Origin of the sequence: Mesorhizobium sp. ISC25 (assembly GCF_042295465.1) — a bacterium.
Taxonomy (GTDB): Bacteria; Pseudomonadota; Alphaproteobacteria; order Rhizobiales; family Rhizobiaceae; genus Mesorhizobium.
This window is the reverse complement of record NZ_CP135441.1, coordinates 3,848,544-3,871,636: the sequence shown is the minus strand read 5'-3', so window position 1 is coordinate 3,871,636 and position 23,093 is coordinate 3,848,544. Positions and strand designations below refer to the sequence as shown.

Sequence of the window (23,093 nt, the reverse complement as noted above, 5' to 3'; positions counted from 1 at the left end):
TTAGTCACCGATCAACGATTGGTCAGGAAAATCGCTTCCTCTTCGTCGCGCTGCCTGCCGCCAAGTGCTGCAGCCGCGCTGGCAATGAAGGCCCCGACGACCAGCGACAGCGCGCCAATCAGCGAGAAGGTGGCGCCGGCCTTTCTGGCGGTGTCGGCCGCCTGCTGGGCCTTGACCTTGGCGTCCTGCGCTCTGGCGATTACCGCATCGACGCGAGCGGTGGCATCCGCTTCGGACAGGCCTGTGCGGGCGGCCACCAGCCTTGACAGATAGGTCTTGTCGTCGGCCGATATTTCGCCTGCTGCGGCACTCGCGATCAGAATGCGCGATGCCTGCGCCGTTGCCGCAGCGTCGCTCTCCGGATTGGCGGCAGCGAGCCTTGCCGGATCGGCCGGGCGGAACAGCGTATCGACGAAATACGATGTGGCGTCGTTAGTCGAGGCGCTACCAGCGTTTGCAGCAGCACCTGCCGAAGCGCCCATTGCCGCGCCCGATGCCACAGTCGAAGCAGCCTGGACACCGGTACCTATCGCGGCCGAAAGCGCCGTGCCGAGCACGCCGGCGACGAGCAGCGTCGCCAGCGCCCAGGCCAGGAAGCCGTGAGCGGTATCGCGGAAGAAGACTTCATCGGTGTGGATGCCGACCCATTTGGTGCGCAGGCGTCCGGCGAGGTAGCCGCCCAGGGCCGACGACAGCCACTGCACGACGATCAGCCAGACGGCGGTGGAAACGGCGAAAGTGGTGACTGACGCACCCGAGCCGGACCATGGCGACACCATGCTCAGCCCAAGCCCGGAGCCGAGCAGCATCAGAATGAAGGTAAGTGTCGAGGCAGCAAAGGCCCCGGCGACGATTGGCCCCCAGCTGACGGCGGGGGAAGAGGATTCCGTCGGTGCGGAAACGTCGACAGTCGTTAGGGTTGACGGCATCGAAGCCCCCTACCGTGCGAACAGCATGATCAGAATAATGATTGGAATCGGGACTCCGAGAAGCCAGAGCAAAATGCCACGTCCCATGGATGCCTCCTGCGGCGATTGTGATCAACTACAATGCCTTGAAAGACTTTCCGTTCCCGGCGATCCGTGGTGGTCTCTATTGCAATGCAGCAGACAACATTGGTGCGCCGACGCGCACCAATGCACATCATATCTGCCGATCGGGCTCTGGATCGCGGCTCAGATATCCAGATTGGCCACAGACAACGCGTTTTCCTGGATGAATTCGCGCCTTGGCTCGACCTCGTCGCCCATCAGCCGTGAAAACAAGCTGTCCGCATCAGTCGCGTCATTGACCTTGACCTGTAAGAGCGAGCGCACATTCGGGTCGAGCGTCGTTTCCCAGAGCTGCTCGGCGTTCATTTCACCAAGGCCCTTGTAGCGCTGCATGGTCAGGCCCTTGCGGCCGGTGGCAAACACGGCATTGAGCAGTGCCAGCGGCCCCGAAATGGTTTCCGAGACATCCTTGCGGCGCAGCACCGGCGGCTCGCCGTAGATTTCCGCCAGGCGCGGCGCATAGCGGTCGAGCTGGCGTGCGTCGGCGGAATTGATCAGCGCCAGGTCGAGATGTGCGAACTCCTTGACGCTGCGCACCGTTCGCTCGAAGACGTAGCCGCCGATGCCCTCGTTCGAGGTCGACATGCGGCCGATCCAGCCGCGTTCGGTATCCTCGGCAATAATATCGAGACGGCGCGCTACACGCTCGGCCGTCTCGTTGGCGCGGCCGAGGTCGGTGAAAATCTCCGGGTTGAGCGCGCCGGCGATCGCTGCCTGCTCGACCACGCCTCTGTTATAGCGCGTGTGCAATCCGTTGATGAGCTGGCGGACAGCTAGGGCGTCGTCGATGGCACTGCGCAGGTCCTGTCCGGCCCGCACCTCGCCTGTGCTAAGCGCAAGCGACGCTTCTTCCAGCCCCGAGCCGATCAGGAATTCCTCGAAGGCGGCTTCGTCCTTGATGTATTGCGAGCTCTTCCCGCGCGTCACCTTGTAGAGCGGCGGCTGCGCGATGTAGAGATGACCGCGTTCGATCAGTTCCGGCATCTGGCGGAAGAAGAAGGTCAGCAGCAAGGTTCGGATGTGGGCGCCGTCGACATCGGCGTCGGTCATCAGGATGATCTTGTGGTAGCGCAGCTTGTCGGCGTTGAACTCGTCCTTGCCGATCGAGGTGCCGAGCGCGGTGATCAGCGTGCCGATCATGTCGGAGCCGAGCATGCGGTCGAAGCGGGCGCGCTCGACATTGAGGATCTTGCCGCGCAGCGGAAGAATGGCCTGGTTCTGGCGCGAACGGCCGCCCTTGGCCGAGCCGCCGGCGCTGTCGCCCTCGACAATGAAGATCTCGGATTTCGCCGGATCGCGCTCCTGGCAATCGGCTAGCTTGCCGGGCAACGAGGTGACGCCGAGCGAACTCTTGCGGGTGATGTCGCGTGCCTTGCGCGCGGCTTCACGCGCGGCAGCGGCCTGGATAACCTTCTCGATGACCGCCTTGCCCTCGGTCGGGTGCTCCTCGAGCCAGGTGCCGAGCGCTTCGTTGACAAGCCCTTCGACCACTGGGCGGACTTCGGACGACACCAGCTTGTCCTTGGTCTGCGAGGAGAATTTCGGGTCGGGAACCTTAACCGACAGCACCGCGGTCAGCCCTTCGCGGCAATCGTCGCCGATCAGCGCCACTTTTTCCTTCTTGGTCAGGCCCGAGGAGTCGCCATAGCCTGTTATCTGGCGTGTCAGCGCACCGCGAAAGCCTGCCAGATGCGTGCCGCCGTCGCGTTGCGGGATGTTGTTGGTGAACGCCAGCACGTTTTCATGGTAGCTGTCGTTCCACCACATGGCGACTTCGACCGTGATGCCGTCGCGCTCGGCGCGGATCGAGATCGGCTTGTCGAGCAACGGCTTCTTCGTCCGGTCGAGATATCGGACGAACTCTTCCAGCCCGCCATCGTAATGCAGTTCATGGCGCACGATGTCGGCATGGCGGGCATCGGTCAAAACGATGCGCACGCCGGAGTTCAGGAAGGCGAGCTCGCGCAGCCGGTGCTCCAGCGTACCGTAGTCGAACTCGACCATGGTGAAGGTCTCGGACGACGGCAAAAACGTGATTTCGCTGCCGCTGCGTCCTTCATAGGTGCCGGCGACCTTTTGTTGTTCATAAGTGCCGGTGACCTGCAATGGCGCGTCAGCGTCGCCATGCGTGAAGCTCATTTCGTAGATCTGGCCGTTGCGCCGGATTTTCAGTTTCAGCCAGGCCGATAGCGCATTGACGACTGACACGCCGACGCCGTGCAGGCCACCCGACACCTTGTAGGAGTTCTGGTCGAACTTGCCGCCGGCATGCAGCTGCGTCATGATCACTTCGGCCGCAGAAATGCCTTCGCCGGTGTGGATATCGGTCGGAATGCCGCGGCCATTGTCGATGACCGTCACCGATCCGTCCGGGTTGAGCGTCACCGTCACCAGGTCGGCATGGCCGGCCAGTGCTTCGTCGATGGCGTTGTCGACGACTTCATAGACCATGTGGTGCAGGCCCGAGCCGTCGTCGGTGTCGCCGATATACATGCCTGGCCGCTTGCGAACGGCATCCAAGCCCTTCAAAACCTTGATGGAATCGGCGCCGTATTCGGCTTCAACGCCGTTGGCGATGTCGGTCTGTTCGCTCATGAAAACCTGTCTGATTGATGCCGTGTGCAGAGCGCGAAAAATCGGCGTCGAATCGCGCATTTCTAATGTCGTAGATATAGGCGCAAAAGGCGGTTTTTCCAAGGTTTGCAGGCGTTTCCGAACGGAATGACCGTCGCGTTGGCCGGCTACCGGCGCTTGACTTCGATCCTGGCCAGCCGCTCACGCAGGAACTTGACCATGAACTTGTATCGCGGCGCCAGCCGACCGCTTCGGTCGAGCTCGAGCGTCATGTCGAGCGCCTTGGAAAGCACGGCTTTAGGGTCCTTTGCGACTTGCGCGTAGTCGATATAGGCGACCACCAGATCGCGTTGCCAGGTGGCGTTGTCCGGATCGGACCGGGCAAGTTTCTCTCGAATGGCCAGGCTGTCCTGAAAGGCTTGCCGGGCTCCCCTGACGTCGCGCTGCCTGAGGCGCAGCGTGGCGACTTCGGACAGCGTTATCGATAAGTCCCGCTGCCAGTCGGAATTGGCGGGATCGAGCTTGGCCAGCCGCTGCGCAATCGCATAACTGTCCAGATAGGCTTTCAGTGCGCCTTTGTGGTCGCCCTGTATCGCCAGGACGCCGGCGACTTTCTCGAGGCAAACGGACAGGTCGCGTTGCCAATCGGTGTTGCTCGGGTCGCCGGCGGCGAGCGCGCTGGCTTGTGAAAGTGCCTCACGATAAGCCGAAAGTGCCGCCGGCCAATTCTGCTGGTCGCTCAGCGCGTTGCCGATCTTGGCGTTGCCGACCGACAGGTCGCGTTTCAGTTCGGTGTCGTCCGGATCGCGTTTCGCCAGTTGCTTGACGATCACCAGGCCTTCCTTGTAGGCCGCCAGCGCCCCGGCGGCGTCACCGCGTTCGCGCAGCAGGTCGCCTATCGTATCGTGGCTGACCGAGACGTCACGCTGCCGGTTGGCGTCTCCCGGTCTGTCCGCCGCCAGCGCCAGCCGCACCTTCAGGCTCTCTTCATAGGCCGCCTGTGCGTTGTCCAGTTGGCCCGCGACATGGGCAAGGTGACCGATCTCGTCGTAGGTGATGGTCAGGTCGCGCTGCAGTTCGGCACGGTCGGGCTCTCTCGCAGCGAGCTGTTTCTTGATCGACAGGCTTTCCTGGTAGACCTCTGCGGCACCGGCCAGATCGCCTTGCGTCGCCAGTACGTTGCCGATCTTGTCGTCGGCCATGGCGAGGTCGCCGAACCACTCCAGATTGTCCGGTTCTGCCTCGGTCAGGCCCTGCAGAATGGTCCTGGCGGTCTCATAATTCTGCAGCGCTGACGGCAGATTGCCTTGCGCCATCCGCACATTGCCGAGCTTGACGTGGCTGACGGCGAAGTCGCGCTTCACGTTGGGATCGGTTTCATGATGCGACCGCCGCTCGAGATCGGCTTGCAGCGCCTCGAAGGCGCGGCCGGCCGCATCGATATTGCCGACCGTGGTATAGAGCTTGCCGAGCTCGTCCAGCGTGCGGATCAAGCGGTCGGCGTCGTCCAGCGACAGCACCACCTGCCCGGCTTCGCCATAAAGCGCGAGCACGGATTGATAATCCTTGATGGCTGTGGCGTAGTCGAGGTCGGCGCGCGCCGCCCCGCCGGACAGATAGCGCGTTGCGGCCTCGGAGAGCGTGCGGCTGACGAAATTGGCCTTCAGCGTGTTGCGCGAGACATTGTCGATCTCCGCTGCCTCGGCAAGCTTTTTGCGGGCCGCATCGAACGCTCCCAGCGAAAGCTGCTCTTCGGCCTGCCGGCGCAACGCCGCCACTCTGAGATCGTCGGAGCCAAGCGTCTGCATTTCGCTCCGCACCTTGACGAAGGCATCGGCTGCCTCACGCAGCTTGGCGTTCAGACTGTCCGCGGAGAGGTGGCCGGCATCGGAACTGATCAACGCGCCATAGAGCGGTGCCAGCGGCATGTCGGCGTCGCTGGCGATCTTCTCCACTTCGCCGCGCATCTCGGGCGTTACCTCGGCCATGGCCAGCAGCAGGCGTTCGCGTTCCGGCAATTTCTCCTTGGCCGAGGCGGCAAAGAACAGCTGCGGCAGGCCGCTCTCGACATAGGGCAATTGCCTGCCGCGCGAGAGGTCGTAGACCTCCTGCTGCACGAGCGTCAGCACCGAGCGGATCTCGAGACCTTCGGTGCCGAGGTATTTCGTCAGCGCCGCGGTAAACGGCGAATTCTGGCCGGTCCCATCCGCTGCGGTCTCGCCGGGCGCCGCCGAGAAGGCAAACAGGATGTTTTCTGCCCGCCCGATGCGGCCAAGACCCGGCCGGATCTTGTCGCTGACCTCTTTTACCAGCGCCATTGCGCCGCGGCCTTCGCCGCCCGTAGCCGCGAATGGATCGCTGCGGCAGGCATCGAGCACGATCAGTCCGACCTTGCTGGTGGCGGCGACGGTCGCGCGGATCTCCTCCAGCGGCAGGCTGGTCCTTTGCAGCGTAGCGAGCGACGACGCGTCTGCATCGACCGGCAGGAGCCGATTCTCGCCGGCTATCTCGACGCCGTGGCCGGAGAAGAACACCAGTGCCACGTCGGCGCCTTTGGCATCCTCGCGGAAATCGTCGAGCGCCCGGCGCATGCGCCGCAGGTCGCGGTTGGTTTCAAGGAAGACCTCGAAACCGAGCTTCCTCAGCACCGTTTCCATGATCTCGCCGTCATTGACGGGATTGGCGAGCGGCCGGATCAGCCGGTAGTCGTTCTCGGCGATGACCAGCGCAGCGCGCCGCTCCGCCACGGCAGCGGAGGCCGTCGAGAGGATCAGCAGCAAGGCAAACAGAAGACGCAAATCGAACCGCCCCGGCCCGGTCATTTGCCGGAGCATTCCATCTCTTTATGGCATGAGCAAGTTATGGCATCGGCGAGCTCGGGCGTTCGCGTTGTTGGCTGGCGCGCATCGGCCTCAGCGCTTCGCTCCAGCGGAACAGCTCGTCCAGCATGGTCCTGGCCCCGCCGAGCACCTGCTCGCTGGGCAGGAAGGCGCCGGTCTCGTCGAGCAGCTTCTGATACATCGGCAGCGCCACGCCCTCCGGAATAGGCATGACGCCGACGGCGGTCAGCAACGGTTTGACCGCCTGCGCCGCTCGTAAGCCGCCGGAGACACCGCCGTAGCTGAGGATGGCGGCCGGCTTGTATCGCCATTCCCTGAGCAGGTAGTCGACCGCGTTGACGATCGCGGGGGCTGCGAAATAATTGTATTCCGGCGCCACGAAGACGAATGCGTCGGCGGCGTCGATTGCCTTCGACCAGGCTTTGGTGTGGCTGTTTTCGTATTTGCCGAGTCTCGGATGATGCGGCTCGTCCAGTACCGGCAGGTTGAAGGCGGCGATGTCGGTGAGCACCGGCTCGATTTTCCCGTGTTCGCGCGCAAAGCTCTCCAGCCACTTTGCGAAAACCGGCCCGGCGCGGCCCGGCCGCGTGCTGCCGATGATGACGTTCAACTGGTGCTTCAAGACAGGCTCCCGCCGGTTAGTGGCATCTGTGGTGCTGCCACCTAAGACACGCAGCCGGACACAGCAAGCAGGCACTTTCCGGTGCCCCGGTCACATTCCAGAGAGCGGATGCTTCGCCTTGTCGTCCGGTCACATGGACGCCTGCCTTGCCCGCCACTACATTGGGGTGTCAGCGGAGCAAGTCATGGACAGTCAGCCCGTCCCCTTCGTCCCGCCAGCGCCGAAGCCGCGCACCGCGCCGCCCTCGACGCTGGAGATGATCCGCATCGTCTATCGCAATCCGCTCGAACTGTGGGGGGAGCCGACCTACAACGAGCCCTGGATTTCGGTGACCGGCATCGGCGGGCCGCTGGTCATCGCCAACGACCCCGGTCTCATCCGCCACGTGCTGGTCGATAACGCCAAGAACTATAAGATGGCGACGGTTCGCCAGCTGATCCTGCGGCCGATCCTGCGCGACGGCCTGCTGACCGCCGAGGGCGAGGTGTGGCGGCGTTCGCGCAAGGCGATGTCGCCGGTGTTCACGCCGCGCCATATCTTCGGTTTTGCCGAGCCGATGCTGAGGCGCACCCTCGAATTCGTCACCCGTTACGAGCAAGGTGGCACGTCGGATATCGCCCACGACATGACGCTGCTCACCTTCGACATCCTGGCCGAGACACTGTTTTCGGGCGAGATATCGGGCGAGCCGGGCAGCTTCGCCAAGGAGATCGACCGCCTGTTCGAGACGATGGGTCGGGTCGATCCGCTCGACCTGTTGCGGGCACCCGATTGGCTGCCGCGCCTGACCCGCATCCGCGGCCGCAAGACCATGGCCTACTTCCGCAAGATCGTCACCGACACGGTGCAGATGCGCGAGGCGCGGCTGAGGCGCGCTCCGGACACGGTGCCGCAGGATTTTCTCACGCTGCTGTTGAAGGCGGAAGGGCCGGGCGGGCTGACCCGGGCCGAGGTCGAGGACAACATCATCACCTTCATCGGCGCCGGCCACGAGACTACGGCCAGGGCGCTCGGCTGGACGCTCTACTGCCTTGCCGAAGCGCCGTGGGAGCGCGAAAAGATCGAGCACGAGATCGATGCGGTGTTGGCGCTTGAGCCCGACCCGACGAAATGGCTCGACGCCATGCCGCTCACCCGCGCCGCCTTCGAAGAGGCGCTCAGGCTCTATCCGCCGGCGCCGTCGATCAACCGCGAACCGATCGAGCCCGAAACCTGGAACGGCCTCTACATACCGCGACGTGCCGCAGTGCTGGTGATGCCGTGGGTCGTCCACCGCCATCGAAAATTGTGGGACCGGCCCGACGCTTTCATGCCGGAGCGCTTTCATCCGGGGAATCGCGAAAAGATCGATCGTTTCCAGTATTTGCCGTTCGGCGCCGGGCCTCGCGTCTGCATCGGCGCCAGCTTTGCCATGCAGGAGGCAATCATCGCGTTGGCGATCATGCTTTCGCGCTATCGTTTCGACACCACCGCGCAAACCCGCCCCTGGCCGGTGCAGAAGCTGACGACGCAGCCGCAAGGCGGGCTGCCGATGCAGGTTACCAGGCGCGCGGCGTAGGCAACCGGACGTCCGTTCGCGCCGGTATTATGCGGCGGACTTGCGTTGGAACTGGCCGGCGGCGCGGTAGCGCCAGAGATAGCTGGGCAGGATGGTTCCGATCGACCGCGGCTGGATCCCGAGGCCGGCGAGCGTCCTGTTGTCTTTGACGGCGGCTTCCGACACGACATTGTGCTGGCGCAACAGCAGGACCTGGTCCTTGGTCAACAACGGATTGGGCAGCAGCCCGAGAATTGATGCCTGGAGGTTCGCCAGCCACCATGGCACGGGCAGCAAAAACCGCTTGCGTTCGATGATGACAAGCAGCTCTTGCATGCATTCCTTGAAGGTAAGCACTTGCGGCCCACCGAGTTCATAGATCCGGCCGCCCTGGACCTTGCCGTCGACCGAGTGCGCCACCGCTTCGGCGACGTCGCCGACATAGACCGGCTGGAATTTCGTCTGCCCGCCGCCGATCAGCGGCAGCACTGGGGAAAAGCGGGCCATGTTGGCAAAGCGGTTGAAGAAACCGTCCTCCGGCCCGAAATTGATCGATGGCCGCAAGATCACGGCGTCTTGGACCGTCTCCAGAACGGCCTTTTCGCCGAGCGCCTTGGTACGCGCATGGTCCGATTGCGCGTGGAGATCCGCTCCCAGAGCCGAGATATGGGTAAGGCCGGCGCCGACGGCGCGCGCCGCTTCGGCGACAGCGCGCGCGCCGAACTCGTGGACAGCAGTAAATTTCTGCCGGCCGGCCTCATGCGCGATTGCCACCAGATTGACGACGTGGTCGGCGCCTTGCACGGCGCGGTCGACCGACCAGCGCACCCGGACATTGGCCTGCACCGGCTGGATCTGCCCGACATTGCCAAGCGGTTGCAAATGACCGGCGAGATCGGGCCGGCGGCAGGCGACCCGGATGCGGTAGCCGCGCTTGGCCAGCGCCCGCACGACATGACGACCGACAAAGCCGGAGCCGCCGAACACGACGACGAGCTTTGGGGTCTGCAGGATTTCGGTCATGGCTGGCTCCGGCGGGCTATCCAGATGGCTTGGTTGAAGCCGTTTCATAGTCGGTTTCGCGCCAAAGGCAAAGGGTGACCATAGGTCGCCCGGCATTGTTGAAGCATGATTTCCGGTATCCGTTCGAAACGGCAGAAAACCCGCCGACGCCCGGCTTTAGGGTAACTCCATTAGGAACAGGAACCTTTGTTCGGTCGCCGGTTTTAGATGTATGGTTTGATTCCGAATGGAGGATATTGCCGATGACGACAAAACGCGTTGCGCTCTTCGCTCTGGCTTTCGCAACAGGCTGCAGCATTGGTGCCTCGGCATTCGCGGCAAACCGGCATCACCACCAAGCTCAACCCGAACGCTACGTTCCGGCCAACGGCGACATCATCGACATTCTGTTCGGTGGCCCGCGCTACTATGACAACCACCTGTTCACGACGGCCGCCGAACCCTGCTCCTACAACAGGGTAGGACCGGACGCGAATGCGGCGAACGTCATCAACGATCATTATTGCGGGAAGTAGGCTCGCGCTGCCGGATCGGCCGGCCTCGTCAGCCGCTCATCGGATAAACGAATTTCTTCAGGACGAATAGCGGGCGGCGAATTCGGAAATGCGCTGCACGACGGCTTTCGGAGCGCTTATGCCGCGCGCCGCCGCCTTCTCCGCGGCCTCGGCCCGGGCACGCCCCGGCACATGCACGCCATAGCGCCGCCGCAGCCGGTCGAGCTGATCCTTCATCCGCTTTTCGAAGTCCGGATCGAGCAGCTTGGGCTCGACGGCAAGCACGAACAGGCCGGTCCCCGGACTGTCCGGCCCGCCGCTGAACCATGGCGCATCGAGCGACCAGTTGGCACCAGACAGGCCGGCCGCGAGCACCTCGACCATCAACGCGATGTTGGCGCCGCGCTGGCCGCCGAAGGCAAGCATGGCGCCTTTCATGGCGGCTGCCGGATCCGTGGTCGGATTGCCGCTGACATCCAGTGCCCAGCCTTCGGGGATCTTCTCGCCGTCCTCGGCCGCCTTGCGGATGTTGACGAAGGCGGTGGCGCTCGACGACTGGTCGATGACTAGCGGCGCCCCGTCCGCGGCGGGCGCCGCAAAGGACATCGGGTTGGTGCAGTAGACCGGCTTGACCGAGCCCGAGCCAGCAAGCACGGCCGGGCCGTTGGTGGCGGCGAACGACACCAATCCCTGCGCGGCCAGCCGTCCGGTGAAATAGCCGAGCGCGCCGCACGTATAGGCATTCTTCTGCGAAAAGATGGCGACGCCGAACAGCCGCGCCGCCTTGGCGAGGTCATCGATCGTGCGGTCGAAACCGGTATGCGCCAAGCCGCTGCGCGCATCGGAGAGATAGACCGCGAGCGCCGGCCTGGTGATCACCGGATCGGCGTTGCCGTCTATGCGGCCGGCTTCCAGCGCTTCAAGATAATCGATGAAGTGCGACAGCCCGACGGTCGACAGTCCTTCCGCCTCGGCCGCGACGATCGAGGCAGCCAGCGACTGCGCCGCCTCTTCATTGGCGCCAGCGCCAAGTGCGGCCATCCGGCACAGCCCGGTCGCCTGGTCGAGACTGAGTTGCATTGTGATTGCCATGGATATCCGAGGGAATGGTGATGGTGAATAGTGAATAGTGATGAATGGGACTTAGCCGGTACCACTACGGGCTACTCACTACTGACTATTCACCATTTCACCTAACCAATCTTGTTCGGAATCCGCGTCTCGATCTTGCCTAGCGTGAAGACGAGGATGCCGGTGATCGCCATATAGATCAACGCGAGGAGCAGCAAGGGTTCATAGGTGAGGTAGGTATCCTGACGCACCTTTGAAGAGACGGCGAATATATCGATCACGCTGATGGTCGCCACCAGCGGCGTCGATTTCAGCTGCAGCACGGTTTCGCCGGTCAGTGTCGGCAGCGCGCGATAGAAGGCCTGCGGTAGCCAGATTCGCTGGAAAATCTTCCAGCGGCTCATGCCGAAGGCGCGGGCGGCTTCCAATTGGCCTTTCGGCACGCCGGCAAAAGCGCCTCGCATCACCTCGCCCTCATAACCGGCGAAGGACAGCGTCAGCCCGAGGACGCCATAGGGCCATGCCTGCCTCAGATAGGGCCACATCCAAGACTCGCGAATCCATGGATATTGTGGAAACAGCGAGCCCAGCCCGTAATAGAGCAACCAGAGTTGCAGCAGCAGCGGCGTCCCTCTGATGACGGTGCAGAAGACCTTGGCGGGTGCCGCGAACCAGAACGAGCCGGCAGCCTGCGCCAGCCCGAGCGGCACGGCGAGCAGGAAGCCCAGCGTGCAGGTGACGGCAAGAATCCACAGCGCGCGCCAGATGCCGAGCAGTCCTAGCCCGTAATATTTAGGCAGCCAGTCCCAGCGCATGAAGACAGCCGCCGCCAAAACCAGTCCCAGCGCGATCAGGATCAGCACGATACGATGCGGCTTCAGCCACAGCGAAGCGCGTGCGGCTATCTCGACGGCCGCCGCTTCGCCACTCATCGCCGGGTCAGCCATCACCGGGCCTCCTTGAGCGAGGGCATGCCGCGGCGGGCCCAGCTCTCGATGCGGCCGATGATCAGATTCGAAACCAGCGTCAACAGAAGGTAGATCGCGCCGGCGGCGACAAAGAATGTCAGATAGGCTTTGGTTACGCCGGCCGCCTGCCGTGTCGCCAATGTCAGCTCGAAAAAGCCGACGACCGCCAGCAGGGCGGTGTCCTTGGTGGCGATCAGCCAGAGATTGGCAAGGCCGGGTATGGCGAACGGCAGCATCGCTGGCAGCGTGATGCGCCGCAGCAGCAGGCCGGGAGACATGCCATAGGCGCGCGCGGCTTCGATCTGGCCCTGCGGAATGGCGAGGATCGCGCCGCGGATCACCTCGGTGGAATAGGCGCCCTGGACGAAGCCGAGCACGGCAATGCCGGCCGCCAGCCCGCTAATGTCCATGCGCTGATAGCCCATTGCCGTCAGCATCTGATTGATCAGGTCGGTGCCGGCGTAATAGAGCAGAAGGATCAGCACCAGCTCCGGCACGGCGCGCACGACGGTCGTATAGACCGCCAGGAGATCGCGCACCACCGGACCACCATACAGCTTGCCGGAGGCGCCGCCGATGCCGATCAAAAGGCCGAGACAGGTGGCGCCGACCGCGATCTCGATCGTATGGAGCAGCCCAACGATGAGCGTTCCACCCCAGCCCGGCGGCACAGGCGAGAGAAGCGCGATGGCAGAGGCGGCCCAAGCCGGAACAAATGCGTCGATCAGCGTCGCCCTCGAATTGCTGGTGCTAAAACCGCCGGCGATCTCCGCCCGCGGAAGCTCGCGTCGATGGATTTCGACGAACCACGCGGCTCTATCGGGGCCGCGTGGTTAATCGCTCATGGATGAGGTCGTCAGTTCGACTGCGTGTCGGCGCCGTAAATGTCGAAGTCGAAGTACTTCTTCGAAATCTCGTCATATTTGCCGTTGGCGCGGATGGCCTTGATGCCGGCGTTGATCTTTTCCTTCAACTCGGTGTCTTCCTTGCGGACGCCGGCGCCGACGCCGGGCCCGAGAATGGCCAGATCCGGCGCGACCATGCCTTTCAGATCGCAGCATTGCTTGCCCTGGTCGGATTTCAGGAAGGCGTCGAGGGCGATGGAATCGGCCTGCACCGCGTCGACCCGGCCGGCGGCAAGATCCTGGTTGGCCTCGTCCTGGGTCTGGTATTCCTTGATTTCCGCAGCGTCAGCGAAGTGCTTCTTGGCGTAGTCGGCGTGTACGGTCGAGACCTGGACGCCAATGATCTTGCCCTTGAGGTCCTCCGGTGTCGAGCCGAACTTCTGGTCCTTCGGCCCGATGATCGCAGTCGGGGTGTTGTAATATTTGTCGGAGAAGTCGATCGTCTTCTTGCGTTCGTCCGTGATCGACATCGAGCTGGCGATGACGTCGATCTTCTTGGTCGTCAACGCCGGGATGATGCCGTCCCAGGCGACCGGCGTGATGACGCAGTCGAGCTTCTCCTCGGCGCAGACAGCGTCGATGAATTCGATTTCCCAACCGACCCATTTGCCGGACGCATCCGGCGATGTGAACGGCGGGTAGGGCTCGGCAGCGACACCGATCTTGACCGGATCGGCCTTGGCCACGCCCATGGCGGTAACGCCAAGCAGCAGCGCTGCGGCAACGGTTTTGAGAATAATCTTCATCGTCATGACTCCCAGTTTTGTTGTTGTTCCCGGTTTTCGTCCGCCCACGGTTTAACTGATGTTGCGGATGAACTGCTTCAGCCTTTCGGATTTTGGTGCGCCGAAGATCTGTTCCGGCGGCCCTTCTTCCTCGACCAGCCCGTTATGGAGGTAGACGACATGCGTCGCGACCTCGCGGGCGAACTTCATCTCATGGGTGACCAGCACCATGGTGCGGCCTTCGCGCGCCAGGTCGCCGATCACCTTCAGCACCTCGCCGACCAGCTCCGGGTCGAGCGCCGAGGTCGGCTCATCGAACAGCATGACGCGCGGATTGATGGCCAGCGCCCTGGCGATCGCGGCGCGCTGCTGTTGGCCGCCCGACAGATAGGCGGGATAGACGTCGCGTTTTTCGGCCAGGCCGACGCGGGCGAGCAATTTTTCCGCCTCGCCGATCGCCACATCGCGCTTGACGCCGAGTACATGCACGGGAACCTCGATGACGTTCTCGATCAACGTCATGTGACTCCACAGATTGAAGTTCTGGAAGACCATGCCGAGTTTGGAGCGGATGCGTTCGATCTGCTTGCGGTCGGCGGGCACGGTGTGGCCGTAGCTGTCGGCCTTCAGCTTAATCTCTTCGCCATTGACCCGGATCATGCCGCTGGTCGGGTTCTCCAGGCAGTTGATGCAGCGCAGCAGCGTCGACTTGCCCGAGCCGCTGCCGCCGATGATGGCGATCACCTCGCCATCGCGCGCCGACAGCGAAACGCCCTTCAATACATGCAGTTTGCCGAAATTCTTGTGCAGGTTCTCGACGTGGATGGCTTCGGCAGCGCCGTTCTGCGCCGTATGCTTCAGGGCGGTGGCCGGCGCTGTCATCGTCGCGGTGCCCCGCGGAGCAGCCGAGGCAGTTCTTGCTGGAATTTTTTACCCATTACCCGTCACTGGACAGCGTTCCGATTCTCAAGATGGACTGTTCCGCTTGCCTCCGTCAACCGCAGTTTTTGGACCATTGATCACGGCCAGCCGAGTGGCTATTGGCAGGAGGGGCGCGTTTCAGGAGAATTTAGTGGGCAAAGCATACGGGTCGCAGTCGATGGCCGGGCCGCTGCAGCGTGTGCTGATGCGCCCCGCCGCCAGCGCCATGCATCGAGCCAAAGCACTGGATTGGCACTACGGTCCCGGCTTCGACCCGCAAAAAGCGGCGGTCCAGTATGAAGCGTTGGCCAGGCTGATTTCGGCCTCAGGCGCCGAAATCGAATGGCTGAACGACGCCGATGACGGGCTTGCCGATTCGGTCTTTACCCACGATCCCTCGCTGATGACCGATCATGGCGCGGTCATCCTTGCCATGGGCAAGGCGCTGCGCCGGCCCGAGCCCGGCCTGCACGAGGCAGCCTACGGGCGCATGGGCATCCCCGTCCTCGGCCGTATCGAGGCTCCCGGCCAGGTCGAGGGCGGCGACTGCGTGTGGGTGGATGCAAACACGCTGGCCGTCGGCCGCGGCGTGCGCACCAATCAGCACGGCATCCAGCAGCTCTCCAACCTGCTTTCACCCAAGGGCATCCAGGTCTACGGCTTCGACCTGCCGCTCTGGCAAGGCGAGGAGGCCTGCCTGCACTTGATGTCGGTGATCAGCCCGCTCGCCGACGATCTGGCGCTGGTCTATGCGCCGCTCCTGCCGGTCGCCTTCCATCAGATGCTGCGCGAACGTGGCATTCGGCTGGTCGAGGGCGATGCCGACGAATTCTTCGCCTCGAACGGGCTCAGCCTGAACGTCCTGCCGACCGCGCCGCGCCAGGTCATCGCCGTTGCCGGTTTTCCGAAGACGGCGGCTGCCATGCAGGCCGCTGGCTGTACGGTCTCGACATTCGAGGCCGATGCGCTGTGCATTGCCTGCGAGGGCGGCCCGACTTGCCTCACACGCCCGGTGTTAAGACAATGACGACCATCGGCGAAGCGCTCATCACCTTGCTCGAAGCGCACGGCGTCGACATCGTCTTCGGCATTCCGGGCGTACACACGGTCGAGCTCTACCGCGGGCTGGCGCGGTCGAAGATCCGTCACGTCACGCCGCGCCACGAGCAGGGCGCCGGCTTCATGGCCGACGGCTATGCGCGCGCCAGCGGCAAGCCGGGCATCGCCTTCGTCATCACCGGGCCGGGGCTGACTAACACCATCACCGCCATGGGCCAGGCGCGCGCCGATTCGGTGCCGATTCTGGTAATCTCGGGCGTCAACGCCACACCGACGCTGGGCAAAGGCCTTGGCCATCTGCATGAACTGCCGGACCAGCGCGGCATGATGGAGAAGGTGGCGCTGTTTTCGCACCGTGTCACCGAGGCCGGCGAACTGCCCGGCGTGCTCGCCCGTGCCTTTGCGCTGTTTTCATCCTCGCGTCCGGGTCCGGTGCACATCGAGATCCCGACCGATGTCATGAGCCTGCCTGCCAACGGCATCGTGCCGCTGCTGCGGAATTCAGCGCCGCCCGAGCCGGATGTGGCGGCGATTGCAGAGGCGGCAAGGCTATGCGCGTCTGCCCGCCGGCCGCTTATCCTGGCCGGCGGCGGCGCCAAAGCTGCCGAAGCGCCGTTGCAGCGCCTGGCCGAGAGGTTGGGAGCGCCGGTCGTCCAGACCGCCAATGCGCGCGGCCTGCTCTATCGCCATCCGCTTGGCGTGCCGGCCAGCCCCAGCCTGAAGGCGGTGCGTGCGCTAATGGCCGATGCCGACCTGGTCATTGCCGCCGGCACCGAATTCGGTCCGACCGACTATGATGGCTATGGCGACGGCGGTTTTGTCCTGCCCGCCAATCTGATCCGCATCGACATCGGCGCCGACCAGCTAGCCCGCCGGCCTGCGCGGATTTCGATCCAGGCCGATTGCGGAGCGGCGCTCGAGGCGCTGCATGCCGAACTCGGCACGGGCGAGGCGCAATCGGGCGACGGCGCCGCTCGCGCCGCCGCGACGCGGCAAGCGGCCTTTGCCGAGATTGGCCCGGCTATGCAGGCGCAATTGCGCGCCGTCGAGACGATCCGTGATGCACTGCCTGGCGCGATCATCGTCGGCGATTCGACCCAGCCGGTCTACGCCGCCAACCTCTACTACGATCACGACCGGCCGGGCGGCTGGTTCAACGCCGCCACCGGCTTCGGCGCGCTCGGCTATGGCCCGCCGGCGGCGATCGGTGCCGTCCTTGCCAGGCCTGAGGCGCCGGTCGTTTGCCTCACCGGCGATGGCGGCTTCCAGTTCACCCTGCCGGAACTGGGCGCCGCGCTCGACGCGGCGGCGCCGGTGATCTTCGCCGTCTGGAACAATCGCGGCTACCGCGAGATCGAAACCTCGATGCTCGACGTCGGTGTCGAGCCGGTCGGCGTCTCCCCGGCCCCGCCGGATTTCTGCAAATTGGCCGAAGCCTATGGCATTGCCGCAGAGCGGATTTCCGGCGCCGGCGGCTTAGCGGACGCGCTTGGGCGCGCGCGGGCGACTGGACGACCTTACGTCATCGAGATTTCGGTTGAGTGATCGCGCGAAAGGCGCGACCTTCCGCATCGGCGGCGCGCAATGACGGAGCGGTCGAATATGACGGAAACACTGGACGGCAGACATATCGTGGTGACCGGCGGCACCGGTGCGCTTGGCGGCGCGGTCGTAGGAAAACTGCTGGAGCAGGGCGCGATCTGCCATGTGCCCAATGCCCACGCTGCCGCGCCTGCGCATTTTCCCTTCCCGGCGCATGACCGCGTCAGGCTGGCGCATAATGTCGACCTTGCCGACCCTGCCAAGGTCGACGCCTTCTATTCCAGCGTTCCGGATTTATGGGCATCGGTGCATCTGGCCGGCGGCTTCACCGCCGCGCCGGTCGAGAAGATCGAGCCCGCCTCCTTCGCCGAGATGATGGACACCAACGCCCGCACCACCTTCCTGTGCTGCCGCGCGGCGATACGCTCGATGCTGGAATCTTCCGTGCCGGGCCGCATCGTCAATGTCACCGCTCGAGCCGGGCTCGATCCGCGGCGCGGCTCCGGCAAGGTGGCCTACGCTGCGGCCAAGGCGGCGGTCGCCGCGATGACCGTGGCGATGGCCGAAGAGCTGAAGGGCAACGGTATCCTGGTCAACGCCGTGGCGCCCTCGACGCTCGACACGCCGGCCAACCGTGCTGACATGCCGAACGCAGATTTCAGCAGATGGGTCAGCCTTGAAGCGGCGGCCGAGGCCATTGCCTACCTTGCCTCGCCGGCCAACATGGCCATCAGCGGCACGCTGGTGCCACTCTACGGCCGGGCCTGAGCCTGCGGTCCGTCACAAGCAAAAGGTCACAAGCAAAAGCCCCGCCGGATCGTTCCGGCGGGGCTTTTTGTTTCGTTTATAACCCGCGCGAGGCGCGGTATTGGCTTAGCTGCCCTGCTTCTTCAGCGCGGCACCCAGGATGTCGCCCAGCGAAGCGCCGGAGTCGGTCGAACCGTATTGGGCGACCGCTTCCTTCTCTTCGGCGATTTCCAGCGCCTTGATCGAGACCTGCAGCTTGCGGGTCTTCTTGTCGAAGGCGATGACGCGGGCGTCGACCTTCTGGCCGACGGTGAAGCGCTCGGGGCGCTGCTCGTCGCGGTCGCGGCTTAGATCGGAGCGCTTGATGAAGGTCTCGATGCCGCTGTCGACCAGCCGCACTTCCAGACCGCCATCCTTGACGCCGATAACCTCGCAGGTGACGACCGCGTTCTTGCGCAGTTCGCCCGAAGTTGCCGCTTCGCCGACCGTGTCCTTGGCCAGTTGCTTGATGCCGAGCGAGATGCGCTCCTTGTCGATGTCGACGTCGAGCACCTGCGCCTTGACCATGTCGCCGCGATTGTACTCTTCGATGACCTGCTCGCCCGGACGGGTCCAGTCGAGGTCGGAGAGGTGCACCATGCCGTCCACGTCGCCTTCGAGGCCCATAAACAGGCCGAACTCGGTCTTGTTCTTGACCTCGCCCTCGACCTGGCTGCCGACCGGATGGCTGCTGGCGAAAGCCTGCCACGGGTTCTCCAGCGTCTGCTTGAGGCCGAGGGAGATACGGCGCTTGGCCGGATCGACTTCGAGCACCACCACGTCAACTTCCTGCGTTGTCGACAGGATCTTGCCGGGATGCACGTTCTTCTTGGTCCACGACATTTCCGAAACGTGGATGAGGCCTTCGATACCCGGCTCCAGCTCGACGAATGCGCCGTAGTCGGTGATGTTGGTAACGGTACCCTTGATCTTCTTGCCGATCGGGAACTTGGTGCCGATCTCGGACCACGGATCGCTCTCGAGCTGCTTCATGCCGAGCGAGATGCGGTGGGTTTCCTGGTTGATGCGGATGATCTGCACCTTGACCGTCTGGCCGATATTGAGGATTTCGGTCGGATGGTTGACGCGGCGCCATGCCATGTCGGTGACGTGCAGCAGGCCGTCGATGCCGCCGAGGTCGACGAACGCACCATAGTCGGTGATGTTCTTGACGACGCCTTCGACCACCTGGCCTTCTTCGAGGTTCTGTACGATTTCCGAACGCTGTTCGGCGCGGCTCTCCTCGAGCACGGTGCGGCGCGACACCACGATGTTGCCGCGGCGGCGATCCATCTTGAGGATCTCGAAGGGCTGCGGGTTGTGCATCAGCGGTGAGACGTCGCGGATCGGGCGGATATCGACCTGGCTGCGCGGCAGGAACGCCACGGCGCCGTCGAGGTCGACGGTGAAGCCGCCCTTGACCTGGTTGAAGATGACGCCTTCGACGCGTTCGCCCTTGGTGAACTTCTCTTCGAGGCGGACCCAGCTCTCTTCGCGGCGAGCCTTTTCGCGCGACAGCATGGCTTCGCCAAGCGCGTTCTCGATACGCTCGACATAGACCTCGACCGTGTCGCCGACCTTGAGCGTCGTGTCCTTGCCCTTGACGCCGAATTCCTTCAGCGGCACGCGGCCTTCGACCTTGAGGCCGACGTCGATGATAGCCATGTCCTTCTCAATGGCAGTGATGATGCCCTTGACGACCTGGCCTTCGCCGGAATGGCCGGCGGAAAATGATTCTTCGAGCAGGCTCGCGAAATCATCGCGAGTGGGATTTGCAACTGACATAGTTTCTCCTGGAATGCCCCGCAATCTGTCGCGGGGCGGGCGCCGTGGGTTAGCGTTGCGTTGGCCTGCCGGCGTTCCGGGCAAAAAGCCCTTGGCCGCCCTTGAGCGGCAATTCCGGCGCATGAAGAATGCTGGCAGGCTGGTTCACGCCCAATATGGGAATTCTTTTGTCGCCGGCAATCGGCGGCGGCAGGAAAACCCGGCTCAGGCTTCGTTTCTCTTGGCCAAGACATCGTCGACGATCGCCTGAGCTGCCAGAAACGCGGCCTCTATAGCCATTTCCGACGTGTCGAGCAAGTGCGCATCGGCGGCCGGCTTCAAGGGCGAGTCCATGCGGCCCATGTCGCGCTCGTCGCGGCGCACGATATCGGCAAGGATTTCATCGAAATTGGCAGTGCCGCCGATGCTCTCGATTTCGTCCAGCCGCCGCTTTGCCCGCACCTCGGCACTGGCCGTGACATAGAGTTTCACGTCGGCATCGGGACAGACGACAGTGCCTATGTCGCGGCCGTCGAGCACCGCACCCGGTGGGGTTTTTGCGAAGGCGCGCTGCTTGTCGACCAGGATGCGCCGCACCGACGGGATGACAGCCACTTTCGAGGCAGCCTCTCCGACGGCGTGTGCCGAAAGCACGGCGCGGTCGAGCTTTGCCAGATCGACCTGACGAGCTGCCGTTTCAGCGGCCGAGACATTGTCGAGCGGCAGGCCGAGCCGGAGCAGCGAATGCGCCACCGCGCGATAGGTAAGGCCGGTGTCGAGCAGGTTCAGCCGGTAGTGATCGGCCAGCCGCCGGGCGAGAGTGCCTTTGCCGGCGCCGGCAGGGCCGTCGATGGCGATGGTGAAGGTTGAGGTCATTGGCCGCCCACCGGATTCGAAAAGCGCAATGATCCAGATTGGCGTGGCGATCCTTCGCGCCCCCCTCTGTCCTGCCGGACATCTCCCCCACTTGGGGGGAGATCGGCGGCCATCGCGGCTTTCGCCAATTGTCTACGTCGGAGGATTGAGCGGAGCGCCGAAGCTGCCAATCTCCCTCCTTGTGGGGGAGATGTCCGGCAGGACAGAGGGGGGCGCTGTCCCGCCGACGTTCCAGTTTGGCCCCAACGCCCAAGGCTATTGATTGCCATCAAGCTACTCGATCTCCGCGCCCAGCCCCTTCATGAGCCCCATGAATTCCGGAAAGCTCGTTGCGATCATAGCCTGATCGTCGATGGTTACCGGTTTTTCCGTCGCCAGCCCCATCACCAGAAAGCTCATGGCGATGCGGTGGTCGAGATGGGTCTGGACGATGGTGCCCTGTCCGTTGGGGTGTTGGCCGAGGCCCTTGCCGCCGGGTTTTCCGCGCACGGCCAGCGTGGCCTCGCCCTCGCTGCAATCGACGCCGTTGAGCTTCAGACCGTTGGCGACCGCCGACAGCCGGTCGGATTCCTTCACGCGCAGCTCTTCCAGGCCAAGCATCAGCGTTTCGCCCTCGGCGAAGCTGGCCGCCACGGCAAGCACCGGATACTCATCGATCATCGTCGGCGCCCGTTCGGGCGGTACGGTGACGCCTTTCAGCTCGGAGTAACGCACGCGCAGGTCGGCGACGTCTTCGCCGCCTTCATTGCGGCGGTCGAGAATGTCGATCCGGGCGCCCATTTCCTGCAGCGTCAGCAGAAGGCCTGTGCGGGTCGGGTTCATCAGCACGTTTTCGATGGTAATGTCCGAACCCGGCACGATCAGCGCCGCCACCAGCGGAAAGCCGGCCGAGGAGGGGTCGCCAGGCACTGCGATCGTCTGCCCCGTGAGCTTGCCCTGGCCTTCGATGAAAATGTGGCGCACGCCGCGCTCGTCGGTCTCGACCGACAGATTGGCGCCGAACCCCTTGAGCATCTTTTCGGTGTGGTCGCGCGTCATAACCGGCTCGATGACGGTGGTGATGCCAGGCGTGTTCAGCCCAGCCAGCAGCACCGCCGACTTGACTTGTGCCGATGCCATCGGCACGCGGTAGGTGATCGGCGCAGCGTGCTTGGGCCCGTGCAGCGTGATCGGCATGCGGTCGCCAGGCGTCGCCTTCAGCACCTGCACGCCCATCTGGCGGAGCGGTTCGAGCACGCGGCCCATCGGCCGGCCGGACAGCGAGGTGTCGCCGATGAAGGTGGTTTCCATGTCATAGGTGCCGACCAGGCCCATGGTGAGGCGTGAGCCCGTGCCGGCATTGCCGAAATCGAGCGGGCCTTCCGGCTGCAGCAGCGCGCCGTTGCCGGTACCGCGGATCACCCACTCAGCGCCATGCTTCTCGATATGGGCGCCCATGGCCTTCATGGCGGCGCCCGTACGCATTACGTCCTCGCCTTCCAGCAGCCCGGTGATGCGGGTTTCGCCGGAGGCCAGGCCACCGAACATGAACGAGCGGTGCGAGATCGACTTGTCGCCCGGCACCCGTGCCGCGCCTGAAAGGCCAGATGATTTGCGGGCGGTGGCCTGCTTCGGGGCGGCAGTGTGCGACATGGTTCTTTCCTGGAAACGCCGGCGGCCGGCCATTTTCTGCTGGTTTGCGGGGTCTCCTATCATGGCGTACCGAAATGGTCATCCCCTTGGTATGAAGGCCTTCGAATTCAAGCTTTTTGGGACGCCGGCTTTTCGCTTTGACAGCGCCGTAAACTCTGGTTAAGGGGACCAAACTTTCATCGACGAGGCTTGCTGTGGCAAAACCCGAACTTGGCACCAAACGCATCGACCCGGAGACGGGTCGAAAATTCTATGACTTGAACAAGGACCCGATCGTCTCGCCCTATACGGGCAAGAGCTATCCGCGCTCCTATTTCGAAGAAGGCAAGATCGCCCCCCTCGAGGAGGAAGAGGAAGTTGCCGAGAAGGAAGTGGACGCCGAGGAGGAAGAGGGCGTCGAGGTCGTCTCGCTCGAAGAGGCGGACGAGGACGCGAAGGCCGACGAACTTCCCGATCTCGGCGACGATGAGGACGACGTCGATCTTGGCGATGACGAGCATGATACGTTTCTCGCCGACGAGGAGGAAGAAGATGATGACGTTGCCGACATGATCGGTGTCGGCGAAGACGACGACGAAGTCTGAGCGAACCGCATTCGCCGGCTTTCGCCGTGCCGCCTGGAAAAAGCGGTTCTTGAAGGCTTGATATTGACTGAAGGCGGGGTTAGAAGCCGCCAGCACTAACGGCGCGGTCTAGAACCCG

General features: G+C 63.8%; 19 protein-coding genes. 6 read left to right on the top strand and 13 right to left on the bottom strand.

Translation table 11 applies throughout. The features are described from left to right. Nucleotides 1–11 precede the first annotated feature (11 nt). The 4 genes from RQ479_RS19115 to RQ479_RS19100 form a co-directional block, all read right to left on the bottom strand. Nucleotides 12–929 carry a hypothetical protein gene (locus RQ479_RS19115; RefSeq protein ID WP_376702214.1) on the bottom strand — a complete coding sequence of 306 codons (918 nt, stop codon included), beginning with the start codon at nucleotides 927–929 and terminating at the stop codon, nucleotides 12–14. Nucleotides 930–1,175: 246 nt separating this feature from the next. Beyond that, a complete protein-coding gene (gene gyrB / locus RQ479_RS19110) occupies nucleotides 1,176–3,647 on the bottom strand; it encodes a DNA topoisomerase (ATP-hydrolyzing) subunit B (RefSeq protein WP_376702213.1) in 2,472 nt (823 codons plus the stop codon). 146 nt (nucleotides 3,648–3,793) lie between these two features. After that, entirely contained in the window at nucleotides 3,794–6,460 is a 2,667-nt protein-coding gene (locus tag RQ479_RS19105) for a caspase family protein (RefSeq protein ID WP_376702212.1), read from the bottom strand. 25 nt (nucleotides 6,461–6,485) lie between these two features. Further along, nucleotides 6,486–7,088, bottom strand: a complete 603-nt coding sequence (locus RQ479_RS19100; RefSeq protein WP_376702211.1) for an NADPH-dependent FMN reductase — start codon at nucleotides 7,086–7,088, stop codon at nucleotides 6,486–6,488. Nucleotides 7,089–7,272: 184 nt separating this feature from the next. Between RQ479_RS19100 and RQ479_RS19095 the strand changes: the two genes are divergently transcribed. Next, entirely contained in the window at nucleotides 7,273–8,646 is a 1,374-nt protein-coding gene (locus RQ479_RS19095) for a cytochrome P450 (protein WP_376702210.1), read from the top strand. Between the two features lie 27 nt (nucleotides 8,647–8,673). Here the strand turns inward: RQ479_RS19095 and RQ479_RS19090 are convergent, their stop codons facing one another. Beyond that, nucleotides 8,674–9,648, bottom strand: coding sequence for a complex I NDUFA9 subunit family protein (locus RQ479_RS19090; protein ID WP_376702209.1), 975 nt, complete (start codon nucleotides 9,646–9,648; stop codon nucleotides 8,674–8,676). A gap of 98 nt (nucleotides 9,649–9,746) precedes the next feature. On the opposite strand from RQ479_RS19090, the gene RQ479_RS19085 reads away from it, so the two are divergent. Further along, nucleotides 9,747–10,163 (top strand): hypothetical protein, encoded by a 417-nt coding sequence (locus RQ479_RS19085; RefSeq protein ID WP_376702208.1) that lies wholly within the window; start codon nucleotides 9,747–9,749, stop codon nucleotides 10,161–10,163. Between the two features lie 57 nt (nucleotides 10,164–10,220). Here the strand turns inward: RQ479_RS19085 and RQ479_RS19080 are convergent, their stop codons facing one another. The 5 genes from RQ479_RS19080 to RQ479_RS19060 form a co-directional block, all read right to left on the bottom strand. Then, nucleotides 10,221–11,222, bottom strand: a complete 1,002-nt coding sequence (locus RQ479_RS19080; protein WP_376702207.1) for an Ldh family oxidoreductase — start codon at nucleotides 11,220–11,222, stop codon at nucleotides 10,221–10,223. A 113-nt stretch (nucleotides 11,223–11,335) separates the two neighbouring features. Beyond that, nucleotides 11,336–12,160 (bottom strand): ABC transporter permease, encoded by an 825-nt coding sequence (locus tag RQ479_RS19075; RefSeq protein WP_376702206.1) that lies wholly within the window; start codon nucleotides 12,158–12,160, stop codon nucleotides 11,336–11,338. Then, a complete protein-coding gene (locus RQ479_RS19070) occupies nucleotides 12,160–12,825 on the bottom strand; it encodes an ABC transporter permease (RefSeq protein ID WP_352453687.1) in 666 nt (221 codons plus the stop codon). The genes RQ479_RS19075 and RQ479_RS19070 overlap by 1 nt, the downstream gene beginning before the upstream one ends. Nucleotides 12,826–13,037: 212 nt before the next feature. After that, the gene (locus RQ479_RS19065) at nucleotides 13,038–13,832 is read right to left on the bottom strand and encodes a transporter substrate-binding domain-containing protein (RefSeq protein ID WP_376702205.1); all 795 of its coding nucleotides are present in this window, start codon (nucleotides 13,830–13,832) and stop codon (nucleotides 13,038–13,040) included. A gap of 51 nt (nucleotides 13,833–13,883) precedes the next feature. Beyond that, nucleotides 13,884–14,693 carry an ABC transporter ATP-binding protein gene (locus tag RQ479_RS19060; protein ID WP_352464465.1) on the bottom strand — a complete coding sequence of 270 codons (810 nt, stop codon included), beginning with the start codon at nucleotides 14,691–14,693 and terminating at the stop codon, nucleotides 13,884–13,886. 217 nt (nucleotides 14,694–14,910) lie between these two features. Between RQ479_RS19060 and RQ479_RS19055 the strand changes: the two genes are divergently transcribed. From RQ479_RS19055 to RQ479_RS19045, 3 genes are read left to right on the top strand one after another with little or no spacing between them, the layout of a single operon-like run. Beyond that, complete coding sequence (locus tag RQ479_RS19055; protein ID WP_376705974.1) at nucleotides 14,911–15,759, top strand: dimethylarginine dimethylaminohydrolase family protein; 849 nt, start codon at nucleotides 14,911–14,913, stop codon at nucleotides 15,757–15,759. Then, nucleotides 15,756–17,336 (top strand): 5-guanidino-2-oxopentanoate decarboxylase, encoded by a 1,581-nt coding sequence (locus RQ479_RS19050; RefSeq protein WP_376702204.1) that lies wholly within the window; start codon nucleotides 15,756–15,758, stop codon nucleotides 17,334–17,336. The genes RQ479_RS19055 and RQ479_RS19050 overlap by 4 nt, the downstream gene beginning before the upstream one ends. Before the next feature lie 57 nt (nucleotides 17,337–17,393). Further along, complete coding sequence (locus tag RQ479_RS19045) at nucleotides 17,394–18,101, top strand: SDR family NAD(P)-dependent oxidoreductase (RefSeq protein WP_376702203.1); 708 nt, start codon at nucleotides 17,394–17,396, stop codon at nucleotides 18,099–18,101. 105 nt (nucleotides 18,102–18,206) lie between these two features. Here the strand turns inward: RQ479_RS19045 and rpsA are convergent, their stop codons facing one another. The 3 genes from rpsA to aroA all read right to left on the bottom strand — a co-directional run bounded on the left by rpsA (nucleotide 18,207) and on the right by aroA (nucleotide 22,391). Then, complete coding sequence (gene rpsA / locus RQ479_RS19040; protein WP_376702202.1) at nucleotides 18,207–19,904, bottom strand: 30S ribosomal protein S1; 1,698 nt, start codon at nucleotides 19,902–19,904, stop codon at nucleotides 18,207–18,209. Between the two features lie 204 nt (nucleotides 19,905–20,108). After that, the gene (cmk, locus tag RQ479_RS19035; RefSeq protein WP_352464461.1) at nucleotides 20,109–20,759 is read right to left on the bottom strand and encodes a (d)CMP kinase; all 651 of its coding nucleotides are present in this window, start codon (nucleotides 20,757–20,759) and stop codon (nucleotides 20,109–20,111) included. A gap of 273 nt (nucleotides 20,760–21,032) precedes the next feature. Continuing rightward, nucleotides 21,033–22,391, bottom strand: coding sequence for a 3-phosphoshikimate 1-carboxyvinyltransferase (aroA, locus tag RQ479_RS19030; RefSeq protein WP_376702201.1), 1,359 nt, complete (start codon nucleotides 22,389–22,391; stop codon nucleotides 21,033–21,035). Between the two features lie 194 nt (nucleotides 22,392–22,585). Between aroA and RQ479_RS19025 the strand changes: the two genes are divergently transcribed. Beyond that, nucleotides 22,586–22,975, top strand: coding sequence for a TIGR02300 family protein (locus RQ479_RS19025; RefSeq protein WP_376702200.1), 390 nt, complete (start codon nucleotides 22,586–22,588; stop codon nucleotides 22,973–22,975). The last annotated feature ends 118 nt before the right edge of the window (nucleotides 22,976–23,093 follow it).